Source organism: Pseudoponticoccus marisrubri (assembly GCF_001482405.1).
GTDB classification, from domain to species: Bacteria; Pseudomonadota; Alphaproteobacteria; order Rhodobacterales; family Rhodobacteraceae; genus Pseudoponticoccus; species Pseudoponticoccus marisrubri.
Genome location: NZ_LPXO01000002.1, coordinates 340655 through 363628, shown reverse-complemented (window position 1 = coordinate 363628; position 22974 = coordinate 340655). Strand labels below are relative to the sequence as shown.

Below are 22974 nucleotides of genomic sequence, written 5' to 3'. Positions count from 1 at the left end.
GTCAGTCCTCGATCACGGCGCGCGCGTCCTCGGCCCCGAGCGATTCGGCCAGCGAGCGGAAGCGCGCCTCGCCCACCTCGCCGAACAGCGGGGCATTGCGCGGCGTGAGATGCAGCAGCAGGCGCTTGTCTTCGGGCGACCAGTCGAGCCGCGCGCGTTCGCTGCCTTGGTCCAGCGTCCAGAGCATGGCGCCGAACCGCATCGCCTTGCCGAGGATCTCGGCCTCGCGCTGGTGGGCATCGTCCAGCAGACCGTAGAGATAGTCGAACCGCGTGCCCTCGCGCTTGTTGCGGTAGCGGTGCAGCAGGGCGAGGCCTAGGTAGATCCGTTCCCAGTGCTTGAGCCCGCCAAGATTGGCGCGGGTCGCGTTGTCGAAACAGACCTCGGCGCGGTAATCGGGATGCGCGCGCCAGCTGACATCATGCAGCAGGCAGGCGGCCTCGATCAGGCGCAGCCTTGCCGGTGCGGCCTCGGGGAAGAGCGGCCGCACGAAGGCGGCGAGCGAGCGGCCGAAGCCGGGCAGGCGGGCATCCTTGGCCTCGGCCACGCGGCAGGCCTCGATCAGCGGATCGCGGTCGCGCAGTTTCTGCGGCATCTGCTCATACAGCAGCCCCTCGCGGATGCCATAGCTCGACACGGCGATGTCCTTGGGGCCGAAGGTCTCGACCAGCCGTGATAGTACCTCGGCGGCGAAGGGCACCAGCGCCATGCGGGTGGCCGAGATGCCGCAGGTCTTGCGCAGCTTCTCGGGGTCGTTGCCCTCCAGATAGGCGATGGTCTCGGCGACCGAACCGGCATCCATGCGGTATTCATGCAGCACGTGCAGCGGGTAGCCGCGCCGCTCCATGTCGATCTTGGCGATGGCGCGCCAGCTGCCGCCGACGAGGAACAGCCGGTCACGCTGGGTGCCCATGTACTCGGCCAAGGCCTTCATTTCCTTGCGGATCTGCTTGTCGCGCGCCTTGCGCCCGCCCTCGAGATCCTGCAGCTTGAGCGGCCCCAGCGGCGAGGTGATGCAGCGCCCGACCGCGCCGCCCTTGATCTCGGCCAGTTCCATCGACGAGCCGCCGATATCGCAGACCAGCCCATAGGCGCCGGGCCAGCCCAGCAGCACGCCCTGCGCCGACAGCCGCGCCTCTTCGGCGCCGTCGATCACCCAGACCTTGAGCCCGGTGGCGGCCTCGATCTGGGCGCGGAACATGGGCCCGTCGGCGGCGTCGCGCATGGCGGCGGTGGCCACGACGGTCAGGTCGGGCATGTCCATGCCCTCGGCCAGCAGCTTGAAGCGCTGCAGCGCGGCCAGCGCACGATGCTTGCCCTCGGGGTTCAGACGGCCGGTCTCGTTCATGCCGGCGCCCAGCCCGCAAAGGATCTTTTCGTTTAAGAAATAGGCCGGGCTGCGGGCGGCGCCGTCGAACACCACCATCCTGACCGAGTTGGAGCCGATATCCACCACGCCCACCCGGGACAGGGCGCGGGCCTCGGGGTCGTCGAAAAGCGGGCGACCGAACGGGTCCCAGGTTCCGTGGCTGTCGTCGTCGCCGTCCATGCGCGCCCCCTCGGTTTGGGCCGTTATGGCCCGCCGAGCGGTGCGGGGTCAATCGCTTCAACAGGTTGAACGGCAAAGAGGCCGGACGATATGTCCGGCCTCTTGTCTGGCCCGCGTCGAGGGAGGAGATGCCGCGGGCCGGGACGTCGCGCCGGTCAGGGACACCGGCGGACATCATGGCGCTGTCGTCACATGGGCGAACGGCCGCGAACGGCGCGGGCCACCATGGCGACGACGAAGAGGATGAGGAAGACGAAGAACAGGATCTTCGCGATCCCGGCCGAGGCGGCGGCGACGCCGCCGAAACCGAGGACACCGGCGATCAGGGCGATCACGAGAAAGGCAAGAGCCCAGCCAAGCATGGAAACCTCCTTGGGTGCGTTGCGCGTGGGGTGCGTTCTGCCCTGTCAACCCCGATGCCCGGCAAAAGGTTTCCTGCGACCTGCGACAGACTGTCGATTTTTCCGCCCCCGGGCGCCATGGCCGGCGCCAACGGCCGTGGCACGGCGCCCGGGGGTCAGGGCGCAAAGCCCTAGCGGAACAGCCCCAGCAGCACCTGCGGCGCGCGGTTCGCGATCCCCATGGCCTGCACGGCCAGCTGTTGCTGCACCTGAAGCGCCTGCAGGCGGGCCGAGGCTTCCTCCATGTCGGCATCCACCAAGCTGCCGATCCCGGATTTCAGCGCATCGCTCAGCCCCGAGATGAAGTCGCGCTGGGTGTCGAGCCGCATCTGGTTCGAGCCGAAGGCGGCCGACGCGTCGATGGCGGTCTGGATCAGCCCCTCGATCTCGTCCAGCGCGCTGTCTGCGCCGGCCTGGCTGGTCACGTCGATCCCGGCCAGCGCCTCCAGCCCGCCGCCGATCGTGGTCGAGGCATCTGCCGCGTATTGCTGCACCGTGACGCTGAAATTGTCCCCCACATTGTCGATGCCGGTGAAGCTCAGTTGGTTGCCGCTGGCCGTGGCGTGGATCGTGCCCACATTGTCGGCGCCGAGATCGGCCTTGACGTAGCTGTTGAAGGCCCGCGCCAGCCCCGCGGTCACCTCGGCCATGGTGTCACCGTCGCGGGCCACGTAGGCAATGTCGTTGCGCCCCGTGGTGTTCGCGGGGCCGTTGCCCGCGGTGGCCGAGATCTCGATCGAGAAGCCGGTGCCGGCGGCCACGGACTCGCTGGCGGCGGTGCCGAAGGTCGTGGTGCCCGAGGGGGCGGAGGCCGCGCCGGTCAGCGCCGCGGCCGCCGCATCGCCGAAGCCCGCCACGTCATTGGCCCCCGCGGCCAGCGCGGCCAGCCCGGTGCCGATCGAGGCCGCCCCGGTGCCCAAGTCGCGCTTGGCCACGGTGATGTCCGAGGGCGTGGCCGTGTCGCCCTTGCGGTCGATCGAGGCGAGGATGTTGATCGCGCCCGACCCGGCGGTCTGCTCGGTATTGGTCAGCATGTACTGGCCGTTGAACTGCGCCGTGCCCACGACCGAGGCGACCTGGTCGCGCAGCGCGTCGATATCGCCCTGGATCTTGGCGCGATCGACATTTTCCTCCTGCGCGGCGACGATCTTGCCCTTCACCTCGGTCAGAAGCTCGGCAATCGTCTCGGCGCCCTCGCGGGCCACGGCGATGGTCGCATGCCCCAGCCTGAGGCTGTCCGAGACGCGCTGGAAGCCGCGCACATCGGCCTCCATCGTCTTGGAGATCGCCCAGACCGCGGCATTGTCCTCGGCGCTGGCGACGCGTTTGCCGGTGGAGATCTGGTTCCGGGTTTCGGCCAGCCCGGCATTGATGGTGCGGAGCGTGGCCAGGGCCGCTTCGGCCCCGGGATTGGTAAGGATACTCGACATGGGTCTCGCCTTTACGGGTACAAGGCGCTTCTGCGCCGGTGGGCCGATGGGTGTCGGCGGTGAGGCGCGTCTTTTGTCGCTGCGGTGACCGGTCCCGGCCGCCCGCGCCACCGGGTGCGGTGCAGCTGTCAGGATGGGCTTGATTGCTCAACCGGAGTTTAAGGCTTTGCGGCGCCGCCCGGGTCATTTCCAGGCGATATTGTGGCGGCCCCTGCAACGGGGGCGCGCCGGGAAGCCGCTTCGAAGCGGCTTTCTTCAAGCGGCTTGCAAGCCGCTTGGCCACGCGATTTCGAAATCGCGTCAGGAAGGCCCTTCGAAGGGCCTTCCCCGCGCACCGTTCAATCGCTGTGCGTCAGGTGGGGGACGTCCGCCGCCCCGGCCGAGCCGCGCCCCGACAGCGACGGGTTCTCCATGAAGAAGCGGTGGCAGTTGAAGGAGAACGCGCCTTCGGGCACCGCATGGCGGGTGAACTGGCCCGAGGGCTCCATCACCCAGCTCTGCGCCGTGTCGGCGAGGTTGGCGGCCATCACCTGGCTGACGATCTGCGCCTTGACCGTGGGGTTGTGGATCTCGATCCCGGTCTCGATCCGCCGGTTCAGATTGCGCCCCATCCAGTCGGCCGACGAGATGAAGACCCGCGCCTTGCCATGCGGCAGCCCGTGCCCGTTGCCGAAACAGACGATGCGCGAATGTTCGAGGAAGCGGCCGACGATGGATTTTACCCGGATATTGTCCGACAGCCCCTTCACCCCCGGCCTCAGCCCGCAGATGCCGCGGATCACGCAGTCGATCTGCACCCCGGCCTGGCTGGCGCGGTAGAGCGCGTCGATCATGTCGGGTTCGATCAGCGAGTTCATCTTGAGCCAGATCTGCGCCGGCCGGCCCTGCCGGGCATGCTCCATCTCGTCCTCGATCATCTGCAGCATGCCGGGTTTCAGCGTGTGCGGCGAGATGATCAGGTTCTCCAGCCCCTCGGGCTGGGCATAGCCCGACAGGTAGTTGAAGATCCGCGCCGCATCGCGCCCCAGCGCCTGGTTGCAGGTGAAGAAGCTGAGATCGGTATAGATCTTTGCCGTGATCGGGTGGTAGTTGCCGGTGCCCCAATGCGTATAGGTGACCAGCTTGTCGCCCTCGCGGCGCACCACGCTGCTGATCTTGGCATGGGTCTTCCAGTCGAGAAAGCCGTAGACCACATGCGCGCCCGAGCGTTCCAGCCGCCGCGACTGGCGGATATTGGCGGCCTCGTCGAACCGCGCCTTGAGCTCGACCAGCGCGGTGACCGACTTGCCGTCCTCGGCCGCCTCGCAGAGCGCCTCGACGATGGGCGAGTTCTTGGAGGTGCGGTAGAGCGTCTGCTTGATCGCCACCACGTCGGGATCCTGCGCCGCCTGGTTGAGGAAGCGCACCACCATGTCGAAAGTCTCGTAGGGGTGGTGCAGCAGCATGTCCTTCTGCGCGATGGCACGGAACATGTTGCCGTCATGGTCCTGCACCCGTTCGGGCACGCGCGGCGTGAAGGAGGGCCAGAGCAGGTCGGGCCGTGCGTCCAGCACCAGCTCCTTGGTGTCGGCCACGCCGATCATGCCGTCCAGCTCGATCACCTCGCCGGGGCGCACGTGCAGCTCGCGCATGACGATCTCGCGCAGCGCGCGGGGCGCACCGGCGGTGACGGTCAGGCGGACCACCTCGCCACGCCGGCGGCGCTTGAGCGCGACCTCGAACTCGCGCACCAGGTCCTCGGCCTCTTCCTCGACTTCCAGGTCGCTGTCGCGCAGCACGCGGAAGCCGAAATGGTCCTTGGCGCGGTAGCCCGGGAACAGGCTGTCGATATGCAGCAGCAGCAGCTCTTCGAGCAGGATGAAACGGTGCTCGCCATCGCCCGAGGGCAGGCGCACGAACCGGTCGACCTGCGCCGGGATCGGCAGCACCGCCTGCAACGGCTTCTTGTCGCGGGTCCGCTCCAGCTGCAGCGCCAGGCAGAAGCCCATGTTGGCGATGAAGGGGAAGGGGTGCGCGGGGTCGATGGCCAGCGGCGAGAGCACCGGGAAGACCTGTTCGAGAAAGGCGCGCGCAAGGTAGGTCTTGTCGGCCTCGGTCAGCTCGGGGCGGGCGACGATCCAGATCCCCTCGCGCTCCATCTGGCCGCGCAGCTCGCCCAGCACGTTCTGCTGCTCGGCCATCAGCCGGCGCGCATCCTCGTCGATCAGCACCAGCTGCTCGGCCGGGGTCAGCCCGTCGGCCGCGGGCGTGGTGTTGCCGGCATGGGCCAGCTCTCGCAGGCCCGCGACGCGCACGGTGTAGAACTCGTCGAGATTGCCGGCCGAGATCGACAGGAAGCGCAGCCGCTCCAGCAGCGGCACGCGCGGGTTCTCGGCCTCTTCCAGCACGCGCCAGTTGAAGCCCAGCCAGCTGAGCTCGCGATTGAAGAAACGGCCGGGCCCGTCGAGATCCAGGTCGGGCAGCTCGGTCGCGGCGGGAAGCGGGGATTTGAGGAAATCAGCTTGGGTCATGGCGGCCTTATGCGGTCTGTCTTGCAAAACTTTGATGACGGATCAGCCGGTGTTGTCCACGGGTGGCGCCTCGGGCGGGTCGAGCCGGGCCAGCACCTCGGCGGCGAGCGGCCGGCTGACGCCCTTGGGCCGCCCCAGCGCGGCGCGGTCCAGCGCGGCCACCAGGTCCTGCGCGAAACGGTAGCGGCGCGGCATCCGCCGCGCGAGGTAGGGGATCACATCCGGCGCCGGCACGATCTGGCGGTCGGCAAAGAGCTTGACCAGCAGCGCCGCCAGCAGGTCGTCATCGGGATCGTCCAGCTGCGCGGCCTGCGCGCCCAGGATCCGGCTGCGCAGGTCGGGCACCAGGAGCGGCCAGGCCTCGGGCACCAGCCGCGCGGTCACCAGCAGCGCGTGCCCCTCGGCCAGCACGAGGTTGTGCAGGTGGAACAGCGCCTCTTCGGCGGCGCGCGCGCCGGCGATGCGGTCGGCATCCTCGACGCAGACCGGCCGGCCGGCCAGCGCGGGGATGTCGGCCGCGGTCAGGTGCTCGGCCGCGACGATGCGCGCCTGTGCCAGCCGCGCCCAGACATGGGCGAGATGGGTCTTGCCGGCCCCCTCGGGCCCGGTCAGCACCATCTTGCGGGCGGGCCAGGTCTGCCAGCCCTCGATCTGCGCCACGGCCAGCCGGTTCGCCGGCGTGACGTAGAAATCCTCGCGCCCCAGCGCGGGGCGCGTCGGCAGGGGCAGGGGCAGCTGGCGCGCGTCGCTCATGGCTGGTCGCGTCCGACAAGCCCGCGATAGAGCAGGCTGGTCTTGTACTGCTCGGTGGCAAAGCGCGCCAGCACGCCAAGCGCCGCGGCCAGCGGCACCGCGACCAGCAGCCCCACGAAGCCGAAGAGCGAGCCGAAGACCGACAGCGCCAGCAGCAGCCAGACCGGGTGCAGCCCGACCGAATCGCCCACCAGCCGCGGCGTGATGATGTTGCCCTCGATGAACTGGCCGGACTGGAAGATCGCCCAGACCGCCACGATCCACCACCATTCGCCCCAGAACTGGAAGATCGCCAGGCCGATCGCCAGCCCGCCGCCCACGATGGCGCCGACATAAGGGATGAAGGTCAGAAGCCCCGCGATCACGCCGACGACAAGGCCGAATTGCAGCCCCACCAGCCACAGCAGCACCGCGTAATAGGTGCCGAGGATCAGCATGACCGAGCCCATGCCGCGGATGAACCCCGCCAGCACGTCGTCGATATCCGAGGCCAGCTTGCGCACCACGGTCTTGTGGTCCAGCGGCACCAGCTCGTCGACCCGCGCCACCATCCGGTCCCAGTCGAGCAGCATGTAGACGGCCACCACGGGCACGATCAGGAACAGCATCAGCACGTTCAGCAGCGAGCCGACCGAGGTCAGCGCCGTCTCGACCAGCGCGCCGCCCTTCTGGCGGATCGTGTCCCCGAGCGAGCTCAGCGCGCCCTGCAGCGGCCCGCCATCGGCCAGGAGCGCCGGGAAGCGTTCGTTCAGGAAGGCCTGCAGATCGTTGAACAGCCGCGGCGCGGTCTCGATCAGCTGGGTCAGCTGGTCGATCAGCAGCCGGCTGACGGGCAGCAGGATGACGAGGAAGATCAGGACGCAGCCGACCGCGATGACGCCCGTGGCGGCGGCGCGGCTCAGCCCCCAGCGTTCCAGCCGGTCGGCCACCGGGTCGAGGCAGTAGGCGATGGCGCCGCCCAGCACGAAGGGCAGCAGCACGTCGCCCAGGAACCACAGGATGACCGAGAAGACCGCCAGCGCGATACCCCAGTATTTCAGCTGTTCCCTGACCGGAAGTGCCATGCCGTCCTCGCGCTGCCCTGGCCCTTAATCACCTGCGCCCCGTGCAAATTCAAGCCCGCGTTCCGGTGAGGCGCGCGCCCGGGCGGGGGCGCCGTGGCGCGCGCGGACCCGCAGGGGGGTTGTCACCATTCGGCGCTTGACGCAAAACGAGGCCCGGATCCGACCTGGAGAGAGCTTACATGCGCCTCAGCCGCTACTTCCTGCCCGTCCTCAAGGAAACCCCCTCGGAGGCGCAGATCGTCAGTCACCGCCTCATGCTGCGCGCCGGCATGATCAAGCAGGCCTCGGCCGGGATCTATTCCTGGCTGCCGCTGGGCTACAGGGTGCTGCGCAAGATCGAGACCATCGTGCACGAGGAGCAGGCCCGCGCCGGGCATATCCCGCTGCTGATGCCGACGCTGCAGCCGGCCGACCTGTGGCAGGAATCGGGGCGCTACGACGCCTATGGCCCCGAGATGCTGCGCATCCGCGACCGGCATGACCGCGACATGCTCTACGGTCCCACGAACGAGGAGATGATCACCGACATCTTCCGCAGCCATGTGAGTTCCTACAAGGATCTGCCGCTGACGCTGTATCACATCCAGTGGAAGTTCCGCGACGAGGTGCGGCCGCGCTTCGGCGTCATGCGCGGGCGCGAGTTCCTGATGAAGGACGGCTACAATTTCGACCTGACGAAAGAGGATGCGCTGCACGCCTATAACCGTCACCTGGTCAGCTACCTGCGCACCTACGAGCGCATGGGCCTGCAGGCGATCCCGATGCGCGCCGACAGCGGGCCGATCGGCGGCGACGACACGCATGAATTCCTCGTGCTGGCCGAGACGGGCGAGTCCGAGGTCTTCTATGACAGCGAGATCACCGACCTGAAATTCGGTGACCGCGAGATCGACTATGACAGCCACGCGCAGTGCCGCGCCGTGCTCGAGGAATTCACCTCGCGCTATGCCCGCACCGACGAGACCCATGACGAGGCGCTGTTCAACGAGGTCCCCGAGGCGCGCCGCCGCACCGCGCGCGGCATCGAGGTGGGCCAGATCTTCTATTTCGGCACCAAGTATTCCGAGCCCATGGGTGCGGTGGTGCAGGATGCCGATGGCGCCTCGGTCCCGGTGCACATGGGCAGCCATGGCATCGGCGTGTCGCGCCTGCTGGGCGCGATCATCGAGGCCAGCCATGACGAGCGCGGCATCATCTGGCCCGAGGGCGTCACGCCCTTCCATTGCGGCATCGTCAACCTCAAGACCGGCGATGCGCAGGCCGACGCGGCCTGCGAGCAGCTTTATGCCGCGCTGCGGAAGCACGGGCTCGACCCGCTCTATGACGATACCGACGACCGCGCCGGCGCCAAGTTCGCCACGATGGACCTGATCGGCCTGCCGTGGCGGATCACCGTGGGGCCGCGCGGGCTCAAGAACGGGGTGGTCGAGCTGACCTCGCGCCGCACCGGCGAGAGCGAGGAGATGTCGCCCGAGGCCGCGGTGGCCCGGGTCGCCGCGATCTACGGCGTCGCCTGATCGCGCGCCCGCGCTGCAGGCTTGCCGCGGCGGGTCCGGCGGGGCAGGGTAGAGGGGTCACCCCTGCCCGGAGCCCCGCCATGCCGATCCGCCACGCCCTCGCCGCCTGTTCGCTGATCCTGGCCCTGACGGGGCAGGCCATTCCCGCGCTTGCCCAGGACGCGCCCGCCCGCGTGGGCGCGGCGCTTGACCAATGGCTGGCCGGGCTGAACACGCCCCCGGCCGCCGTCGTCGTGATGTCGGGCGGCCGCGAGGTCGCCGCCATCGAGCGCGGCCTCTCGGTCGACGCGCCGGTCGACCTGCAAAGCACCTCGAAGGCGATCACCGGCATGTGCGTCAAGGCGCTGGTGGACGAGGGCTGGCTGACCTATGACACCACGATCGACCGCTACATCCCCGGTGCGATGCCGCTGACGGTGGCCGAGCTGCTGACCCATACCAGCGGCCTGAAACCGGACGAGACGCAGGGCGCCATGGCGGCCTGGCGCGGTGATCCGACCCCGCGCTGGTACGAGGTCAGCAGCCGCGCGCTCAACCGTGCGCAGCAGACCGGCACGCGCGGCAGCTATTTCTACAACAACGAGAATTACGCTTTGCTGGGTGTGGTGATCGAACAGGCCACGGGCTTGCCTTATGACGTGGCCTGCGCCGACCGGGTGCTGGGACAGGCCGGGCTGACCACCGCGCGCCTGTCGCCGCGCACCGGCGCCTACGGGCCTTGGGGCGGCTGGCAGATGTCGGCGCGCGACTACGCCCGCTTCCACGACGCCTATTTCGTCGGCTTCGATCCGGCCTCCGGGCCGCAGGCGCAGCTGGGCGGCGGCGCGGTCTACGGGCTGGGCATGCTGGGGCGGCGCAACGCGGATGGCTCGGCCAATCACTGGCATTTCGGCTCGCTGTGCTTTTCGGATGGCGTGGACGAGGGCGGCAGCTTCACGGTCAGCTGGGGCTGGCGCTACAATGTCTTTGCCGTCTACCGGGCCTGCATCCCGGGCGATGCCATGAACGCGCTGGACCGGACGCTGGCCGGCGCGCTGCTGTCGCAATAGGGAGGCGCGATGATCTTGCGGGCCCTGACCCTGGCAGGCGCGGTGACCGGCGCGGCGGGGTTGTCACAATTTCCCGAATTCTCGCAGCAATACATGCAGCGGCTGGGCGGCGCGGTGGATGAACTGTCGCGCCAGGTCACGCGCTATGAGCGCCAGGCGGAAGAACTGGGCATGGAGATGCCCGCGATGCTGGACGCGCTGGCCGAGGAGGGCCCGCTGGCGCGGCAGCAATCGGCCAACATGTGGTCCGACATCCGCCGACATGAGCGGCTGCAGGCGGCGCTGGCGGCGCTGGAGGGGGCGGGGCCCTTCATGCGCGCGCGGCTGGCCACTCATATGGGCGACCGCGACATTGCCGAACGCGCGCTGGAGGCCTACAAGCCCGCGCTGCCCCTGACCTTCGAAGGGGCGGTCTTTGCCGGCACCGGCTTTTTCGCCGGCTGGGCGGTGCTGGCGGGGGTCTTTGCCTTCCTGCGTGGCGGGTTGCAAATGGCCAAGCAGACCGTCACCCGCAAGCGCGGCGTCAAGAACCGCCGCGTTCCGGGCTGAGCACCGGCGCCGGGCTCAGGCCGAGACGCTGCGCGAGACGGCGTTGACCTCGGCCACGATCCCGTCGACGACGCTGCTCAGCAGGCCCTCATCCTCGCATTCCGCCATCACCCGGATCAGCGGCTCGGTGCCCGATTTGCGGATCAGCAGCCGGCCGCGCCCGGTCAGCTCGGCCTCGGCCGCGGCGATGGCGGATTTGACCGAGGCCGCCTCCAGCGGCGCCTCGCCGCGCGCGTAGCGCACGTTCTTGAGCATCTGCGGCACCGGCTCGAAGCTGCGCGTCAGCTCCGAGGCGGGCTGGCCGGTGCGCACCATCTCGCACAGGAATTGCAGCCCGGCCATCAGGCCGTCACCGGTGGTGGCGTAATCGGTCATCACGATATGGCCCGACTGCTCGCCGCCAAGGTTCCAGCCGCCGCGGCGCATCGCCTCGACCACGTAGCGGTCGCCCACCTTTGTCCGTTCCAGCCGCAGCCCGTGCGACTGCATGAACCGCTCCAGCCCGAGATTGGACATCACCGTGGCCACCAGCGCACCGCCGCGCAGCCGCTCCTCGGCCGCCCAGCGGGCCGCCATCAGCGCCATGATCTGGTCGCCATCGGCCACGCGCCCGGTCTCGTCGATCAGCACGATCCGGTCGGCATCGCCGTCAAGACACAGCCCCACATGCGCGCCCTGTTCGACGACGGTGGCCGCGGCGCGTTCAGGCCGGGTGGAGCCGCAATCGGCATTGATGTTCAGCCCGTTCGGCTCGGTGCCCACCTCGATCACGTCGGCGCCCAGCTCCCACAGCACTTCCGGCGCGGTGCGATAGGCGGCGCCGTTGGCGCAATCCACCACGACGCGGATCCCGTCCAGCCGCAGACCCTGCGGCAGGGTGGACTTGACCCGTTCCTGGTAGCGGAAGCGGCCGTCATCGACACGCCGCGCGCGGCCGATATTCTCGGGCAGGGCCGGGCGGACACCGTCCTCGACCAGCTTCTCGATCTCGGCCTCGACCGCATCGGACAGCTTGAACCCGTCGGGGCCGAAAAACTTGATACCGTTGTCATGGGCGGGGTTGTGGCTCGCCGAGATCATGATGCCCAGATCGGCGCGCATGGAGGGCGTCAGCAGCCCGACGGCCGGTGTCGGCACCGGGCCCAGCAGAAGCACGTTCATGCCCGTCGAGGTCAGGCCGGCGGTCAGCGCGTTCTCGAACATGTAGCCCGACAGGCGCGTGTCCTTGCCGATCACCACGCGGTGCACGCCGTGATGTTCGTTGCGGAAATAGCGGCCTACGGCCGCGCCCAGCATCAGCGCCATCTCGGCGCTCATCGGGAAGGTGTTGGCGGTGCCGCGCACCCCGTCCGTGCCAAACAGCTTGCGGTTCATTGGACCTGCTCTCCTTGTTGTATCGCGCGCCAGACGGTCAGGGCCTGCGCCGTCTCGCCCACGTCATGCACCCGCAGGATCTGCACCCCCTGCGCCACGCCGGCCAGCGCCGCCGCGACCGAGCCGGGCATGCGCGCCGAGGCGGGCTCGGCCCCGGTCAGCGACCGGATGAAGCCCTTGCGCGAGGCGCCCAGAAGGATCGCACAGCCCAGCCCGTGGAAGATCGACAGCCCGTTCAGCAGCGCAAGATTGTGCGGCACCCGCTTGCCGAAGCCGATGCCCGGATCCACGATCATCCGCGCGCGCGGGATGCCCAGCCCCTCGAGCATGACGACCTGCCCCTCGAGGAAGTCGTAGACATCCAGCAAGGGATCGTCATAGCGCGGATCCTCCTGCATGGTCTCGGGGTCGCCCTGGGCATGCATGATGCAGATCGGCAGCTCGGAGCGGGCGCAGAAGGGGGCCAGCATCCGGTCATACGTGAAGCCCGAGACATCGTTGATCAGACCGGCGCCCGCCGCCACGGCACGGTCTGCGACACAGCTCTTGCGCGTGTCGATCGAGATCGGCACCGGCAGCTCGTGGGCCAGCGCGCGGATCACCGGCTCCACCCGGGCGATCTCGGCCTCGGCGGGCACGGTCTCGGCGCCGGGGCGGGTGCTCTCGCCGCCCACATCCACGAGGTCGGCCCCCTCCTGCACCATCTGGCGCGCATGGGCCAGCGCGCGGGCGGCGGTGACATGCTGGCCGCCATCCGAGAAACTGTCGGGCGTGACGTTCAGGATGCCCATCAGCCGCGGCCGGTCGAAGACCAGCCCGGCCAGCGCGGGGCGCGGGGCGGTGAGGCGGTCCAGCGCCTCCTGCGGGATCGCGGCGGCGGGCACCGGTTCGGGGGCGGCGTCGCGGCGGTGGCGCAGCGCCTCGGTGAACCAGCCGGGACCGCCGGCCACCGGCAGCGCCTCGGGGGGGCGGGGCAGGCCATGACGGACCAGGGGACGGAAATATTCTCGCATGGGCCCGTCATACCGCGCCGCGGCGCCGTGACAAGCGGGCTAGAACAGCGCGTCGCCCGGGGTGACGCGCCGCTGCGACACCTCGGCGGTGCCTTGCGGGGTGTCCGGCAAGTTCTCGCCGATGACCAGCAACTCGCAGGCCTCCATCTCGCCGGCGAACCACGCGGCCAGCGCAACGGAATCGCGCGGCTGCGCGCTGGGGCCCTGCGTGGCGTCCAGCACGATCTTGGAGGGCGCCCAGACGCAGATCTGGCCGTTCTTCATCGCCCAGTCCAGCTCGGTCCGGGTGGCCACGACCTTGCAGCGCAGGTCGCGCGCGGCCAGCATCCAGCCGTTCTGCTCGATGGCCAGCAGGTCGATGCGGCGCTGGGTCATGCGGTGCCCGGTCTGCGGCGCGGGCAGGTCGGGCGCGCCGACGCAGAGGATGACCGGCGCGCCGGCACCCACCAGCGCGTCGATCCAGCCGGTCAGGGCGGGATCGGCGATGGCGGCGTTCGACAGGTAGACGACACGCGGATGCGGGCGCTCCTGCGCGACCTCGCCGGCCAGCGCGTTCAGGTGGTCGCCGAAATCGCGCCGCGTGCGCACGATCTCGACCCCCAGCGCGCCGGGCCCGCGGTCCAGCTTCTCGATCCGGACGAAGGCGCGCAGCGCCTGCGGCTCCAGCAGGATGCGTTCGGCGACACGCTCGGCCAGTGTTTCCAGAAGGTTGAGCCGCTCGGCGCCCAGCTCATGCGCGATGGCCTCGGTCACGCGGTCATAGGACAGGATGCGGTCCACGTCGTCGTCGCGCGGCCCGGTGAAGGGCACGACCTCGACCACCACGTTGAAGCGGATGCGCTGCTTGGTGCCGCGCTCGGCCTGGAAGGCGCCGATCTCGACCTCGACGATATGGTCGCGCAGGCTGATGCGGTCGCGTGGATCCTCGCCGGCCGTGGCCAGTGCGCGCTCGGCCGGGTGGGCAAAGGCAAGTCGGATTTCGTCGGCCATGGCAGGGCTCCCGTCGGCGTCGTGTCCCGCCTCTACACAGTGCGGGCGGCGATGGCCATGGCGATTGCCGCAGCTGCGACGCCGGGCCCGGCCTCAGTTCTCGCGGTAGAAGCGATGCACGCCGATCGCGGCGGTGCGCGGGAAGACGCGGGCCCATTTCGGGTTCACCGCGGTGGTGTGGTAATGGGTGGCGCCCTTGGTCAGGGTGCGCGGCGCGCCCGAGAGCATCTTGCGCGCGACCTGGCCGACACGCTCCCACGCGCCGGGCTCGGCGATATGCTCGGGGTGGCCATCGCAGGTATAGGTGAACTGGCAGGCGTATTTCCGGCCGGTGCCCTGGTTGATCACGCCGCAGACCGAGTTCGGGTAGCGCGGGCTGTCGACGCGATTCATGATGACCTCGGCAACCGCCATCTGGCCCTTGAGCGACTCGCCGCGCGCCTCGAAGTAAAGCGCCTCGGCAAGGCAGCGCCACTCGGCCCCGCCGACCTGGGCGGCGCCCGTGTTGCGCGAGAAGCTGGCCACTTCCTCGGCCGTGGCCGCGACTGGCTGGGGTGTCACGAGGCGCTTGAGATGGCCGGTGCCGGCGCGGCTGAGCACGCGTTTCTCGAATCCGAGCAGGCTTTTGGCGGTCACGTTCGTTTCGGCATTGGCACCGTGGCCCAGACATACTAAGGCCAGTGCAAGGCTGATGGCACGGATCATCGCTATCCCTCGTCTCGTTTCGGCATCGCCGGAAAGCAGCGTCCCGCGGCGCTTGGCCCGCGTTGGACGAGCAGCGTGTTACGAAAAATTGCAATTCCGGTAAACCCGACTGCGCCCGCTTGACGCAGCCGCCCCCGTCTGCGCCGCGCCGCTTTCGCGTCGGCCGCGCCCCCGATCACGGGGTGACGCCGCGAAAGCCCTTGGAATCCTTAGGACTCGGCCACCGGCGGATTGTCGCGCACGGGGCGGGGGCGCTCTAGCGCCAGTTGTGCGGCCGCCAGCCGTGCAACCGGCACCCGGAAGGGCGAGCAGCTGACGTAATCCATGCCGACCGCGCGACAGAAGGCAATCGATTCGGGATTGCCGCCATGTTCCCCGCAGATCGACAGGGTCACGCCGGGATGGCTGTGGCGTCCGCGCTCCACCCCCAGCGCCACCAGCTCGCCCACGCCGTCAGTGTCCAGCACGTGGAACGGATCCTCGGAGAAGACGCCCTGCTGCACGTAATCGGACATGAAACGCCCCGCATCGTCGCGCGAAAGACCGTAGGTCATCTGGGTCAGGTCGTTGGTGCCGAAGCTGAGGAACTGGGTGTAGGGGGCGATCTCGTCGGCGCGCAGGCAGGCACGCGGCGTCTCGACCATGACGCCCAGCCGGTAGGTGAAGCCCTGCTTGCGCTCGTTGCGCACGGCGGCGGCCACCGCGTCGATGCGGTTGCGCACCATCTCGACCTCGCGCCGGGCCGAGACCAGCGGCAGCATGATCTCGGGCACCACGGGCGCGCCTTCGCGCGAGGCATCCAGCGTCGCCTCGAAGATGGCGCGGGCCTGCATGTCGTAGATCTCGGGCAGGGTAATGCCCAGCCGCACCCCGCGCAGCCCCAGCATGGGGTTGTACTCGCCCATCGCCTCGACCCGGCGGGTCACGTCCGAGACCGGCAGGTCCAGCGCCTCGGCCAGGTCGCGCAGCCCGGCGCGGTCGGTGGGCAGGAATTCGTGCAGCGGCGGATCGAACAGGCGGATGCAGACCGGCAGCCCCTCCATGATGCGGAACAGCTCGGTGAAATCGGCGCGCTGCATGGGCAGCAGCAGCGCCAGCGCGGCCTGCCGGTCCTCGGCCGTATCGGCAAAGATCATCTCGCGCATGGGCGTGATGCGGTCGGCTTCGAAGAACATGTGCTCGGTCCGGCACAGCCCGATCCCCTGCGCCGCGAAATTGCGCGCGGTGGCGGCGTCGGCGGGGGTGTCGGCATTGGCGCGGATGCCGATGTCGCGGATCTCGTCGGCCCAGGCCATCATGGTCTGGAAGGACTCGTCCAGCGCCGCCTCGATCGTCTCGGGCGCGCCGAGCAGCACCTCGCCGCTGGTGCCGTCGATGGTGATCGTGTCGCCGGCGCGGAAGGTGCGGCGGTCGGGCGTGGTGATCTGCTGGCGCTTGTGGTGGAAGCGCATCCGCGCGGCGCCCACCACGCAGGGCAGGCCCAGGCCACGCCCGATCACCGCGGCGTGGCTGGTCATCCCGCCACGCTCGGTCAGCACGCCCACGGCCGCATGCATGCCGCGGATGTCCTCGGGCGAGGTCTCGCGCCGGACAAGGATGCAGGGTTCGCCCCGCGCGGCGCTGGCCTGCGCCTCGGCAGCGGTGAAGACGATGCGCCCGGTGGCCGCCCCGGGCGAGGCGGCGATGCCCCGGCCGATCACGTCGCGCGCCGCCCCGGGCGCGATCTGCCGGTGCAGCAGCTCGGTGATGGCGCGCGGCTCGATCCGCATCACGGCCTCTTGCCGGGTGATGATGCCCTCTTCGGCCAGCCGCACCGCGATGCGCAGCGCCGCGCGGGACGAGCGCGCCACCCGCATCCCGTCGAGGATGTAGACCCGCCCGTCTTCCAGTGTGAACTCGATCTGCATCTCGGCGCGCAGCTTGCGGCGCATCAGCTCGGCATAGGTCCTGATCTGGGCAAAGGCCTCGGGCTCGGCCTCTTCCAGCGACGGCCCGCGCGGGTCGCGCGTCAGGTAGAGCGCGCCGGTGCCGGGCTGCAGTGCCTCGCGGCCCTGGCTCTGGCTGAGATAGCGGCCGGTGATCTGGCGCTGGCCGGTCTCGGAATTGACCAGCTGCAGCACGCCCGAGCCGCATTCGCCCGGGCCCACCCCCAGCGCCATTTCCTGCACGACAAGGCCCAGCCCGGCATCGGCCGGCGCGCCGCGCGCCTGCCGCAGGAGCCGCGCGGTCGTGCCCTCCCAGGCGCGCGCCATCGAGCGCAGCACCTCGGAGAGCTGCACCACCGGATCCTGCGGAAAGGGTTCCTCGGCCTCGTCCTCGTAGGCGCGCAACGCCTCGGCCAGACCGGCGGGGCCGGCATCGTCGATCTCGTCGAAACTGTCGGGGTCGAGCCGCGCCACGTGCACCGCGTAGGCCTGCACGAAGCGCAGGTAGAGCGCGGTCGCCGCCTCGGCGCCGATCCGCGCGGCCAGCGCGTCGCGGCGCGCATCGTTCATGCCGATATTCAGGATCGCGCTGGGCCCGCCCCAGTCGGGATCGCCCGAGGAGGGCCGGACGCAGAGGATCGCGGTCTCGCCGAACCCGTCCAGCAGCGCGGCGATGTCGGGCATTTCGCCGGCGGCGATGCGGTGCACCGCGTCGAAGGACAGCGCCACGGTGCGCGGCACCGGCAACTCCAGCCGCACCAGCCGCTGCAGGCACTTGGCACGGCCGCCATGGGTGGGGGTGGTCACCGGCGAGGTCGGCGTGATCAGCGTCACGTCCGGGTTCTGAGGATCGGGTTTCTGCACTGCGGCACCTTACGGGTCGGGATGCAGAATACGCCGCTCGCCCCCGCTGGCAAGAGAGGGCGTGCGGCGCGGGCGGGGCTCAGCCCTCGAGTTGGGTCAGATCGGCCACCTGCAGGCAGGTCTGCCGGATCCGGGCCAGCAGGTTCAGCCGGTTGCGGCGCACCACCTGGTTCTCGGCATTGACCTGCACCGCCTCGAAGAAGGCGTCGATCGGCGCGCGCAGCCCGGCCATAGCGGCCATGGCGGCGGCGTAATCCTCGGCCTTCATGGCAGGGGCGATGCGGGCCTCGGCGGCGTCCAGCGCGGCAAAGAGCGCCTTTTCGGCCTCCTGCTCGGCGAATTTCGGGTCGGGGCCGAAGCTGTACTCGACGCCGTCCTTCTCCTCGGCCTGGGCCAGGATGTTGTTGGCGCGCTTGAAACCCTGCACGAGGTTCTCGCCGTCATCGGTGGACATGAAGGCCTGCAGCGCCTGCGAGCGGCTGACCAGCAGCGCGATGTCGTCGCCGCCCTCCATCTCCAGGCAGGCGTCGATCACGTCGTGACGGATGCCTTCCTCGCGCAGATGCACCTTGAGCCGGTCATGGAAGAAGGCCAGCAGGTCGGTGGACAGGTCGGGCACCTGGTCGCCCACGCTGCGCAGCAACGTGCCCTGAGCGGCCTCAGCCGTGTCCTGACCCGACAGCCGGTCGCGCACGCTGCGCAGCGCCCCGCCAAAGACGCCATGTTCGGCGATCTCGTCCAGCAGCGCGTCCAGCACCTGCAGCTCGGCATCATCGGCATCGCGATGGGCATGTTTCTCGTGCCGCACCAGCTGCGCGTCGATGAAGCGGTCGAGATGCATCCGCAGCCCGTTGACCAGCACCAGCCGGATCACGCCAAGCGCGGCGCGGCGCAGCGCGAACGGGTCCTTGGAGCCGGTGGGCTTCTCGTCGATGGCCCAGAAGCCGGTCAGCGTGTCGATCTTGTCGGCCATCGCCACGGCGACCGAGACCGGCGCGGTGGGCACCGCGTCCGAGGGGCCGAGCGGGGCGTAATGCTCCTGGCAGGCGGCGGCCACGTCGGCGGGCAGGCCGGCGGCCTCGGCATAGTAGCGGCCCATCAGACCCTGCAGCTCGGGGAACTCGTAGACCATCTCGGAGCTCAGATCCGCCTTGGCCACCAGCGCGGCCAGATAGGCCTGGTCGGGCTCGGCGCCGACCTTTGGGGCGATCTCGCGTGCCAGCCGTGCGATGCGCTCGATCCGGTCCTTCTGGCTGCCCAGCTTGTTGTGGAAGGTCACGTTGTCCAGCCGCGCCGTCCAGGCGGTCAGGCCGTCGTCCTGCGCCACGCGCAGGTCGTTTTCCCAGAAGAACTTGGCGTCGGACAGCCGCGCAGCCAGCACCTTCTGGTTGCCGGCGAGGATCGTGGCGCCGTGATCGGCGGTCTCGATATTGGCGACGGTCACGAATTTCTCGATCCGGCCCGTGGCGGGGTTGCGGACCGAGAAGAATTTCTGGTGCTCCTTCATCGAGGTCTGCAGCACCTCGGGCGGCAGATCGAGGAAATCGGCCCCGATCTCGCCCATCAGCACGACGGGCCATTCCACCAGCCCGGCGACTTCGCGCAGCAACCCCTTGTCCTCGACCACTTCCAGCCCTTGGGCAAAAGCCATGTTGGTGGCGTCGTGCCAGATCGTGTCGGCGCGTTCCTCGGCCGACAGGATCACCTTGGCGCGTTTCAGCCGGGTCTCGTAGTCGTGGAACGAGGTCACGTCGAAGGCGCCGTCGCCCATGAAGCGATGCCCCTCGGTGGTCTGCCCGGCACGGATGCCGTCGATCTCCAGATCCACCACGTGGTCGCCACTCTCGTCGCTCAGCACGCAGAGGATGCGGTGCAGCGGGCGCACCCAGCGCAGGCTGCCCGACCCCCAGCGCATGGATTTTGGCCAGGGAAAGCCGCGCACTGTCGCCTCGAGCACCTCGGTCACGATCTCGGCCGCCGGGCGGCCGGGCGTGACGACGCTGGCATAGTAGAAGCGGCCCTTCTTGTCGTCGCGCTCTTCCAGCTGGTCGCGGGTGACGCCGGCGCCGCGCAGAAAGCCCTCGACCGCCTTGTCGGGCGCGCCCACCTTGGGGCCGCGGCGCTCTTCGCGCAGAGTTGGCGACTGGGCGGTGAGGCCCTCGACCGCCAGGGCCAGCCGGCGCGGCGTGGCAAAGCCGGCGGCGCCGGCATAGGTCAGGCCAGCCTCGACCAGCCCGTCGGTGACCTTTTTCTTCAGGTCCTCGGCGGCCTTGGCCTGCATCCGCGCGGGGATTTCTTCGGAAAAGAGTTCGATCAAGAGGTCGGGCATCGGTCCCCCAGAGTGGCGCGCCCGCGCCCGGGGCGCGGGGGATGACATTCGGGGGGCTGCTTACCGGCCAAGGCAGGGCGCGGCAAGCGCATAAGCGGCCCCGGCCGTGACCGGCGGGGCCGCTTGGGGTGTCAGGCGGTGGCGGCGCGCAGCTTGCCCTCGGCCTTCAGCTTGGCGCGGCGGGCCAGCGTCATCACGTCCGAGCCGGCACGGCGCGGCACGATGCGGTAGATCGCCTCGACCGCGTTCTCGACCGCGAAGCCGATCAGACCCAGCGCGACGATGCCCAGCAGCACGCGGCCATAGGCGGCCGAGCGGACCTGGTCGAGCGCCTGGCCGATGCCGCCGGCCTGCGCCGGGTCGGTGGTGATCGCGGCATAAAGGATCGAGCCGCCGATGATGGCGACCACCACGCCCTCGGCCACGCAGCCCAGTTTCATCAGCGGGTCCAGCCGCTGGGTGGTGGCGGTCACGCGGATGAATTTCTTGTATTTCTCGGCGATGCCCTTGCGCATGTAGTAGATCCCCGCGCCGATCGTGGCGACGCCGACCGCGCCGACAAGGTAGGGCCCGTAGGGCAGGGACATGAGCTCGGCCGTGGCGCTCTGCGTGCCGCCCTGGCCGCCCGAGCCGCCGCCAAGCGCGAGGCTGGCCACCGAGACGCCGATCGCGCCGTGGATGATGCCGGTGACGACAAGGCCGATCCGGGCGGCCCAGCCCTTCATGTCCTCGCCGTAATTGTCGAGGTCGTACATCGCGTCGATCAGGCGCCAGACCATGTAGGCGACAAGACCCAGCGCGATGATCCAGAGCGCCACCTGGCCCCAGGGCGCGCCGCGCAGCTGGGCCAGCGCGTCCTGCGTGCCTTCGGCAGAGCCGCCACGCCAGGCGGCGACAAGGGCGAGCCCGCCCACGATGGTGTAGACGGCGGCGCGGGCGGCATAGCCGGTGCGCATGACGGGGGTGACCCAGGCGGGGGCTGTGTCGGACATGTGGTGTTCCTCCTGCTGTTGCAGGGGGAAGCGCGCGGGCCGCGATGTGGTTCCCGAACGCGTGAGCGGGCCGGGGCCGTCAGGCGTCAGTCGGGCTGCGGCCGTTCCGGGCAATCCTCGCCCAGCGGCGTGCCGTCATAGGCCTTGTCGCCGCATTCGTTGATCTCGTGCCAGACATAGCCGCGCCCGTCATCGGTGATCGCCACCACGCGGTCGATGCCGAACTCGATGTTGCGCTCGCCGGTGAAAACCAGCGCGGTGCCGGCGTCGATCTCGGCGCCGATCGCCTCGGCATCGAAACAGTCGAACCAGCCCGGCGCGGTGCGCGGCTCGGCGCCCTCGTAGGGCTCGTAGGTCTCGGTCAGCATCGGGAAGGACATGGTCGTGGTGAAACAGGCCCGGTAGCGGATGGGCGAGCTGTCCGCGTCGATCGCTTCGAAACTGTCATAGAGGATCGGCTCGGGCGTGCCGCTGGCCATCACGGTCAGCTCCACGTCATTCGTGCCCTGCGCCTCCACCTCTTCGTAGAAATGGTAGACCTGGAAGTAATAGACGCCGATCCCGGCCAGCAGCCCGCACAGCACGATCGCCCCCGCCATCAGTTTTCCCGTCATGCCCGATCCTTTGCCCGATCCCTTGTCAGCGTTGCGTCGCACCAGATGCGCTGCGCCCGTCCCCTGGGCAAGGGGCGTCGCGGCCCCGTGACGCAGGGGCAGGGCGCCGGCTTCACGCCGCGTGGCCCCCGGCGCGCGTGGTCACGAAGGCATCGGCGCACATCTTGGCCAGCGCGCGCACGCGCCCGATATAGGCCTGCCGCTCGGTGACCGAGATCACGCCCCGCGCGTCGAGCAGGTTGAAGATGTGGCTGGCCTTGATGCACTGGTCATAGGCGGGATGCGCCATGACGATGCGCCGGCCGGTCTTGGGATCCTCTTCGGGGCGGGCGAGGATTGCGGCGCATTCGGCCTCGGCCTCCTCGAAATGCCGCAAGAGCACCTCGGTATCGGCCACGTCGAAATTCCAGCGCGAATATTCCTCCTCGGTCTGGCGGAACACGTCGCCATAGCTGAGCGGGATCGGCGCGTCGGGCGCGTTGAAGGGCATGTCCATCACGTGGTCGATGCCCAGAACATACATGGCCAGCCGCTCGAGACCGTAGGTCAGCTCGCCCGAGACCGGCGCGCAGTCATGCCCGCCGACCTGCTGGAAATAGGTGAACTGGCTGACCTCCATGCCGTCGCACCAGACCTCCCAGCCCAGGCCCCAGGCGCCCAGCGTCGGGCTTTCCCAGTCATCCTCGACAAAGCGGATGTCATGCAGATCCATGTCGATCCCGATTGCCTGGAGCGAGCCCAGATAGAGATCCTGCAGGTCCGGCGGCGAGGGTTTGATGATCACCTGGTACTGGTAGTAGTGCTGCAGCCGGTTGGGGTTCTCGCCGTAGCGCCCGTCGGTGGGGCGGCGCGACGGCTGGACATAGGCCGCCGCCCAGGCATTGCTGCCCAGGGCCCGCAGCGTGGTGGCCGGGTGGAAGGTGCCCGCGCCGACCTCCATGTCATAGGGCTGCAGGATGGCGCATCCCTTGGCCGCCCAGTAGGTCTGCAGCCTCAGGATGATCTCCTGGAAGCTGCGCGGCTTGGCGGTGGTGCTGTCCAGCATGGGCGGGGTCCTTCTGTCATGCCTGCGGCCGGTCGCGGCTTGTATCGGGATTTCGGCACCGAAGCGCAAGGGGCGCATCACGGGCGGGCGCGGGCCGGCCCATCATCGCCGGACTGCCGCTGGCAGACAATCACGCCGCGGCACGCGACACTGTCGCCGGGGTCGCGACGCGGGGCGGGCAGGGATGCAACGTGTGCCGCGCGCCGGGGCGGTGTCACGCCAATTTGCGCGTGCAAGACCGGCTGCGTCTGCTAAGACTGATCCGATGAAAACACGGTAAATCGCAGTCCAGAGGCCGAGA

The 22974-nt window shown here is 69.5% G+C and carries 18 protein-coding genes; 3 read left to right on the top strand and 15 right to left on the bottom strand.

Translation table 11 applies throughout. The features are described 5' to 3' along the window. Position 1 precedes the first annotated feature (1 nt). The 6 genes from AVJ23_RS05470 to AVJ23_RS05450 all read right to left on the bottom strand — a co-directional run bounded on the left by AVJ23_RS05470 (position 2) and on the right by AVJ23_RS05450 (position 7707). Positions 2-1549, bottom strand: coding sequence for a Ppx/GppA family phosphatase (locus AVJ23_RS05470; protein ID WP_058861142.1), 1548 nt, complete (start codon positions 1547-1549; stop codon positions 2-4). A 188-nt stretch (positions 1550-1737) separates the two neighbouring features. Further along, positions 1738-1911: a DUF1328 domain-containing protein gene (locus AVJ23_RS22175; protein WP_084794312.1), complete on the bottom strand. Its 174-nt coding sequence runs from the start codon at positions 1909-1911 to the stop codon at positions 1738-1740. A 170-nt stretch (positions 1912-2081) separates the two neighbouring features. Continuing rightward, a complete protein-coding gene (locus tag AVJ23_RS05465; RefSeq protein WP_058861141.1) occupies positions 2082-3380 on the bottom strand; it encodes a flagellin N-terminal helical domain-containing protein in 1299 nt (432 codons plus the stop codon). Positions 3381-3718: 338 nt separating this feature from the next. Continuing rightward, entirely contained in the window at positions 3719-5890 is a 2172-nt protein-coding gene (locus AVJ23_RS05460) for an RNA degradosome polyphosphate kinase (RefSeq protein ID WP_058861140.1), read from the bottom strand. 42 nt (positions 5891-5932) lie between these two features. Beyond that, positions 5933-6643, bottom strand: coding sequence for a P-loop NTPase family protein (locus tag AVJ23_RS05455; RefSeq protein WP_058861139.1), 711 nt, complete (start codon positions 6641-6643; stop codon positions 5933-5935). Beyond that, complete coding sequence (locus AVJ23_RS05450; protein WP_058861138.1) at positions 6640-7707, bottom strand: AI-2E family transporter; 1068 nt, start codon at positions 7705-7707, stop codon at positions 6640-6642. Before AVJ23_RS05450 ends, AVJ23_RS05455 begins: the two co-directional genes overlap by 4 nt. Before the next feature lie 179 nt (positions 7708-7886). Between AVJ23_RS05450 and proS the strand changes: the two genes are divergently transcribed. The 3 genes from proS to AVJ23_RS05435 all read left to right on the top strand — a co-directional run bounded on the left by proS (position 7887) and on the right by AVJ23_RS05435 (position 10822). Next, positions 7887-9224 (top strand): proline--tRNA ligase, encoded by a 1338-nt coding sequence (gene proS, locus AVJ23_RS05445; protein ID WP_058861137.1) that lies wholly within the window; start codon positions 7887-7889, stop codon positions 9222-9224. Between the two features lie 80 nt (positions 9225-9304). Continuing rightward, positions 9305-10273, top strand: a complete 969-nt coding sequence (locus AVJ23_RS05440; RefSeq protein WP_058861136.1) for a serine hydrolase domain-containing protein — start codon at positions 9305-9307, stop codon at positions 10271-10273. A 9-nt stretch (positions 10274-10282) separates the two neighbouring features. After that, positions 10283-10822 (top strand): DUF2937 family protein, encoded by a 540-nt coding sequence (locus AVJ23_RS05435; protein WP_058861135.1) that lies wholly within the window; start codon positions 10283-10285, stop codon positions 10820-10822. Positions 10823-10837: 15 nt separating this feature from the next. On the opposite strand, the gene glmM is transcribed toward AVJ23_RS05435, so the two are convergent. The 9 genes from glmM to AVJ23_RS05390 all read right to left on the bottom strand — a co-directional run bounded on the left by glmM (position 10838) and on the right by AVJ23_RS05390 (position 22673). Then, entirely contained in the window at positions 10838-12196 is a 1359-nt protein-coding gene (glmM, locus tag AVJ23_RS05430; RefSeq protein WP_058861134.1) for a phosphoglucosamine mutase, read from the bottom strand. Then, positions 12193-13209 carry a dihydropteroate synthase gene (gene folP / locus AVJ23_RS05425; protein ID WP_058861133.1) on the bottom strand — a complete coding sequence of 339 codons (1017 nt, stop codon included), beginning with the start codon at positions 13207-13209 and terminating at the stop codon, positions 12193-12195. Before folP ends, glmM begins: the two co-directional genes overlap by 4 nt. A gap of 39 nt (positions 13210-13248) precedes the next feature. Beyond that, positions 13249-14199, bottom strand: a complete 951-nt coding sequence (locus tag AVJ23_RS05420; RefSeq protein WP_058861132.1) for a dihydroneopterin aldolase — start codon at positions 14197-14199, stop codon at positions 13249-13251. A gap of 93 nt (positions 14200-14292) precedes the next feature. After that, positions 14293-14904 (bottom strand): cell wall hydrolase, encoded by a 612-nt coding sequence (locus AVJ23_RS05415; RefSeq protein WP_058861131.1) that lies wholly within the window; start codon positions 14902-14904, stop codon positions 14293-14295. Between the two features lie 209 nt (positions 14905-15113). After that, entirely contained in the window at positions 15114-17693 is a 2580-nt protein-coding gene (gene ppdK / locus AVJ23_RS05410; protein WP_058861130.1) for a pyruvate, phosphate dikinase, read from the bottom strand. 79 nt (positions 17694-17772) lie between these two features. Then, positions 17773-20022, bottom strand: coding sequence for a glycine--tRNA ligase subunit beta (gene glyS, locus AVJ23_RS05405; RefSeq protein WP_058861129.1), 2250 nt, complete (start codon positions 20020-20022; stop codon positions 17773-17775). Between the two features lie 131 nt (positions 20023-20153). Then, complete coding sequence (locus tag AVJ23_RS05400; protein ID WP_058861128.1) at positions 20154-21014, bottom strand: DUF1206 domain-containing protein; 861 nt, start codon at positions 21012-21014, stop codon at positions 20154-20156. An 86-nt stretch (positions 21015-21100) separates the two neighbouring features. After that, positions 21101-21628 carry a DUF6446 family protein gene (locus AVJ23_RS05395; RefSeq protein ID WP_058861127.1) on the bottom strand — a complete coding sequence of 176 codons (528 nt, stop codon included), beginning with the start codon at positions 21626-21628 and terminating at the stop codon, positions 21101-21103. A 112-nt stretch (positions 21629-21740) separates the two neighbouring features. Beyond that, the gene (locus AVJ23_RS05390) at positions 21741-22673 is read right to left on the bottom strand and encodes a glycine--tRNA ligase subunit alpha (protein ID WP_058861126.1); all 933 of its coding nucleotides are present in this window, start codon (positions 22671-22673) and stop codon (positions 21741-21743) included. Positions 22674-22974: the final 301 nt, after the last annotated feature.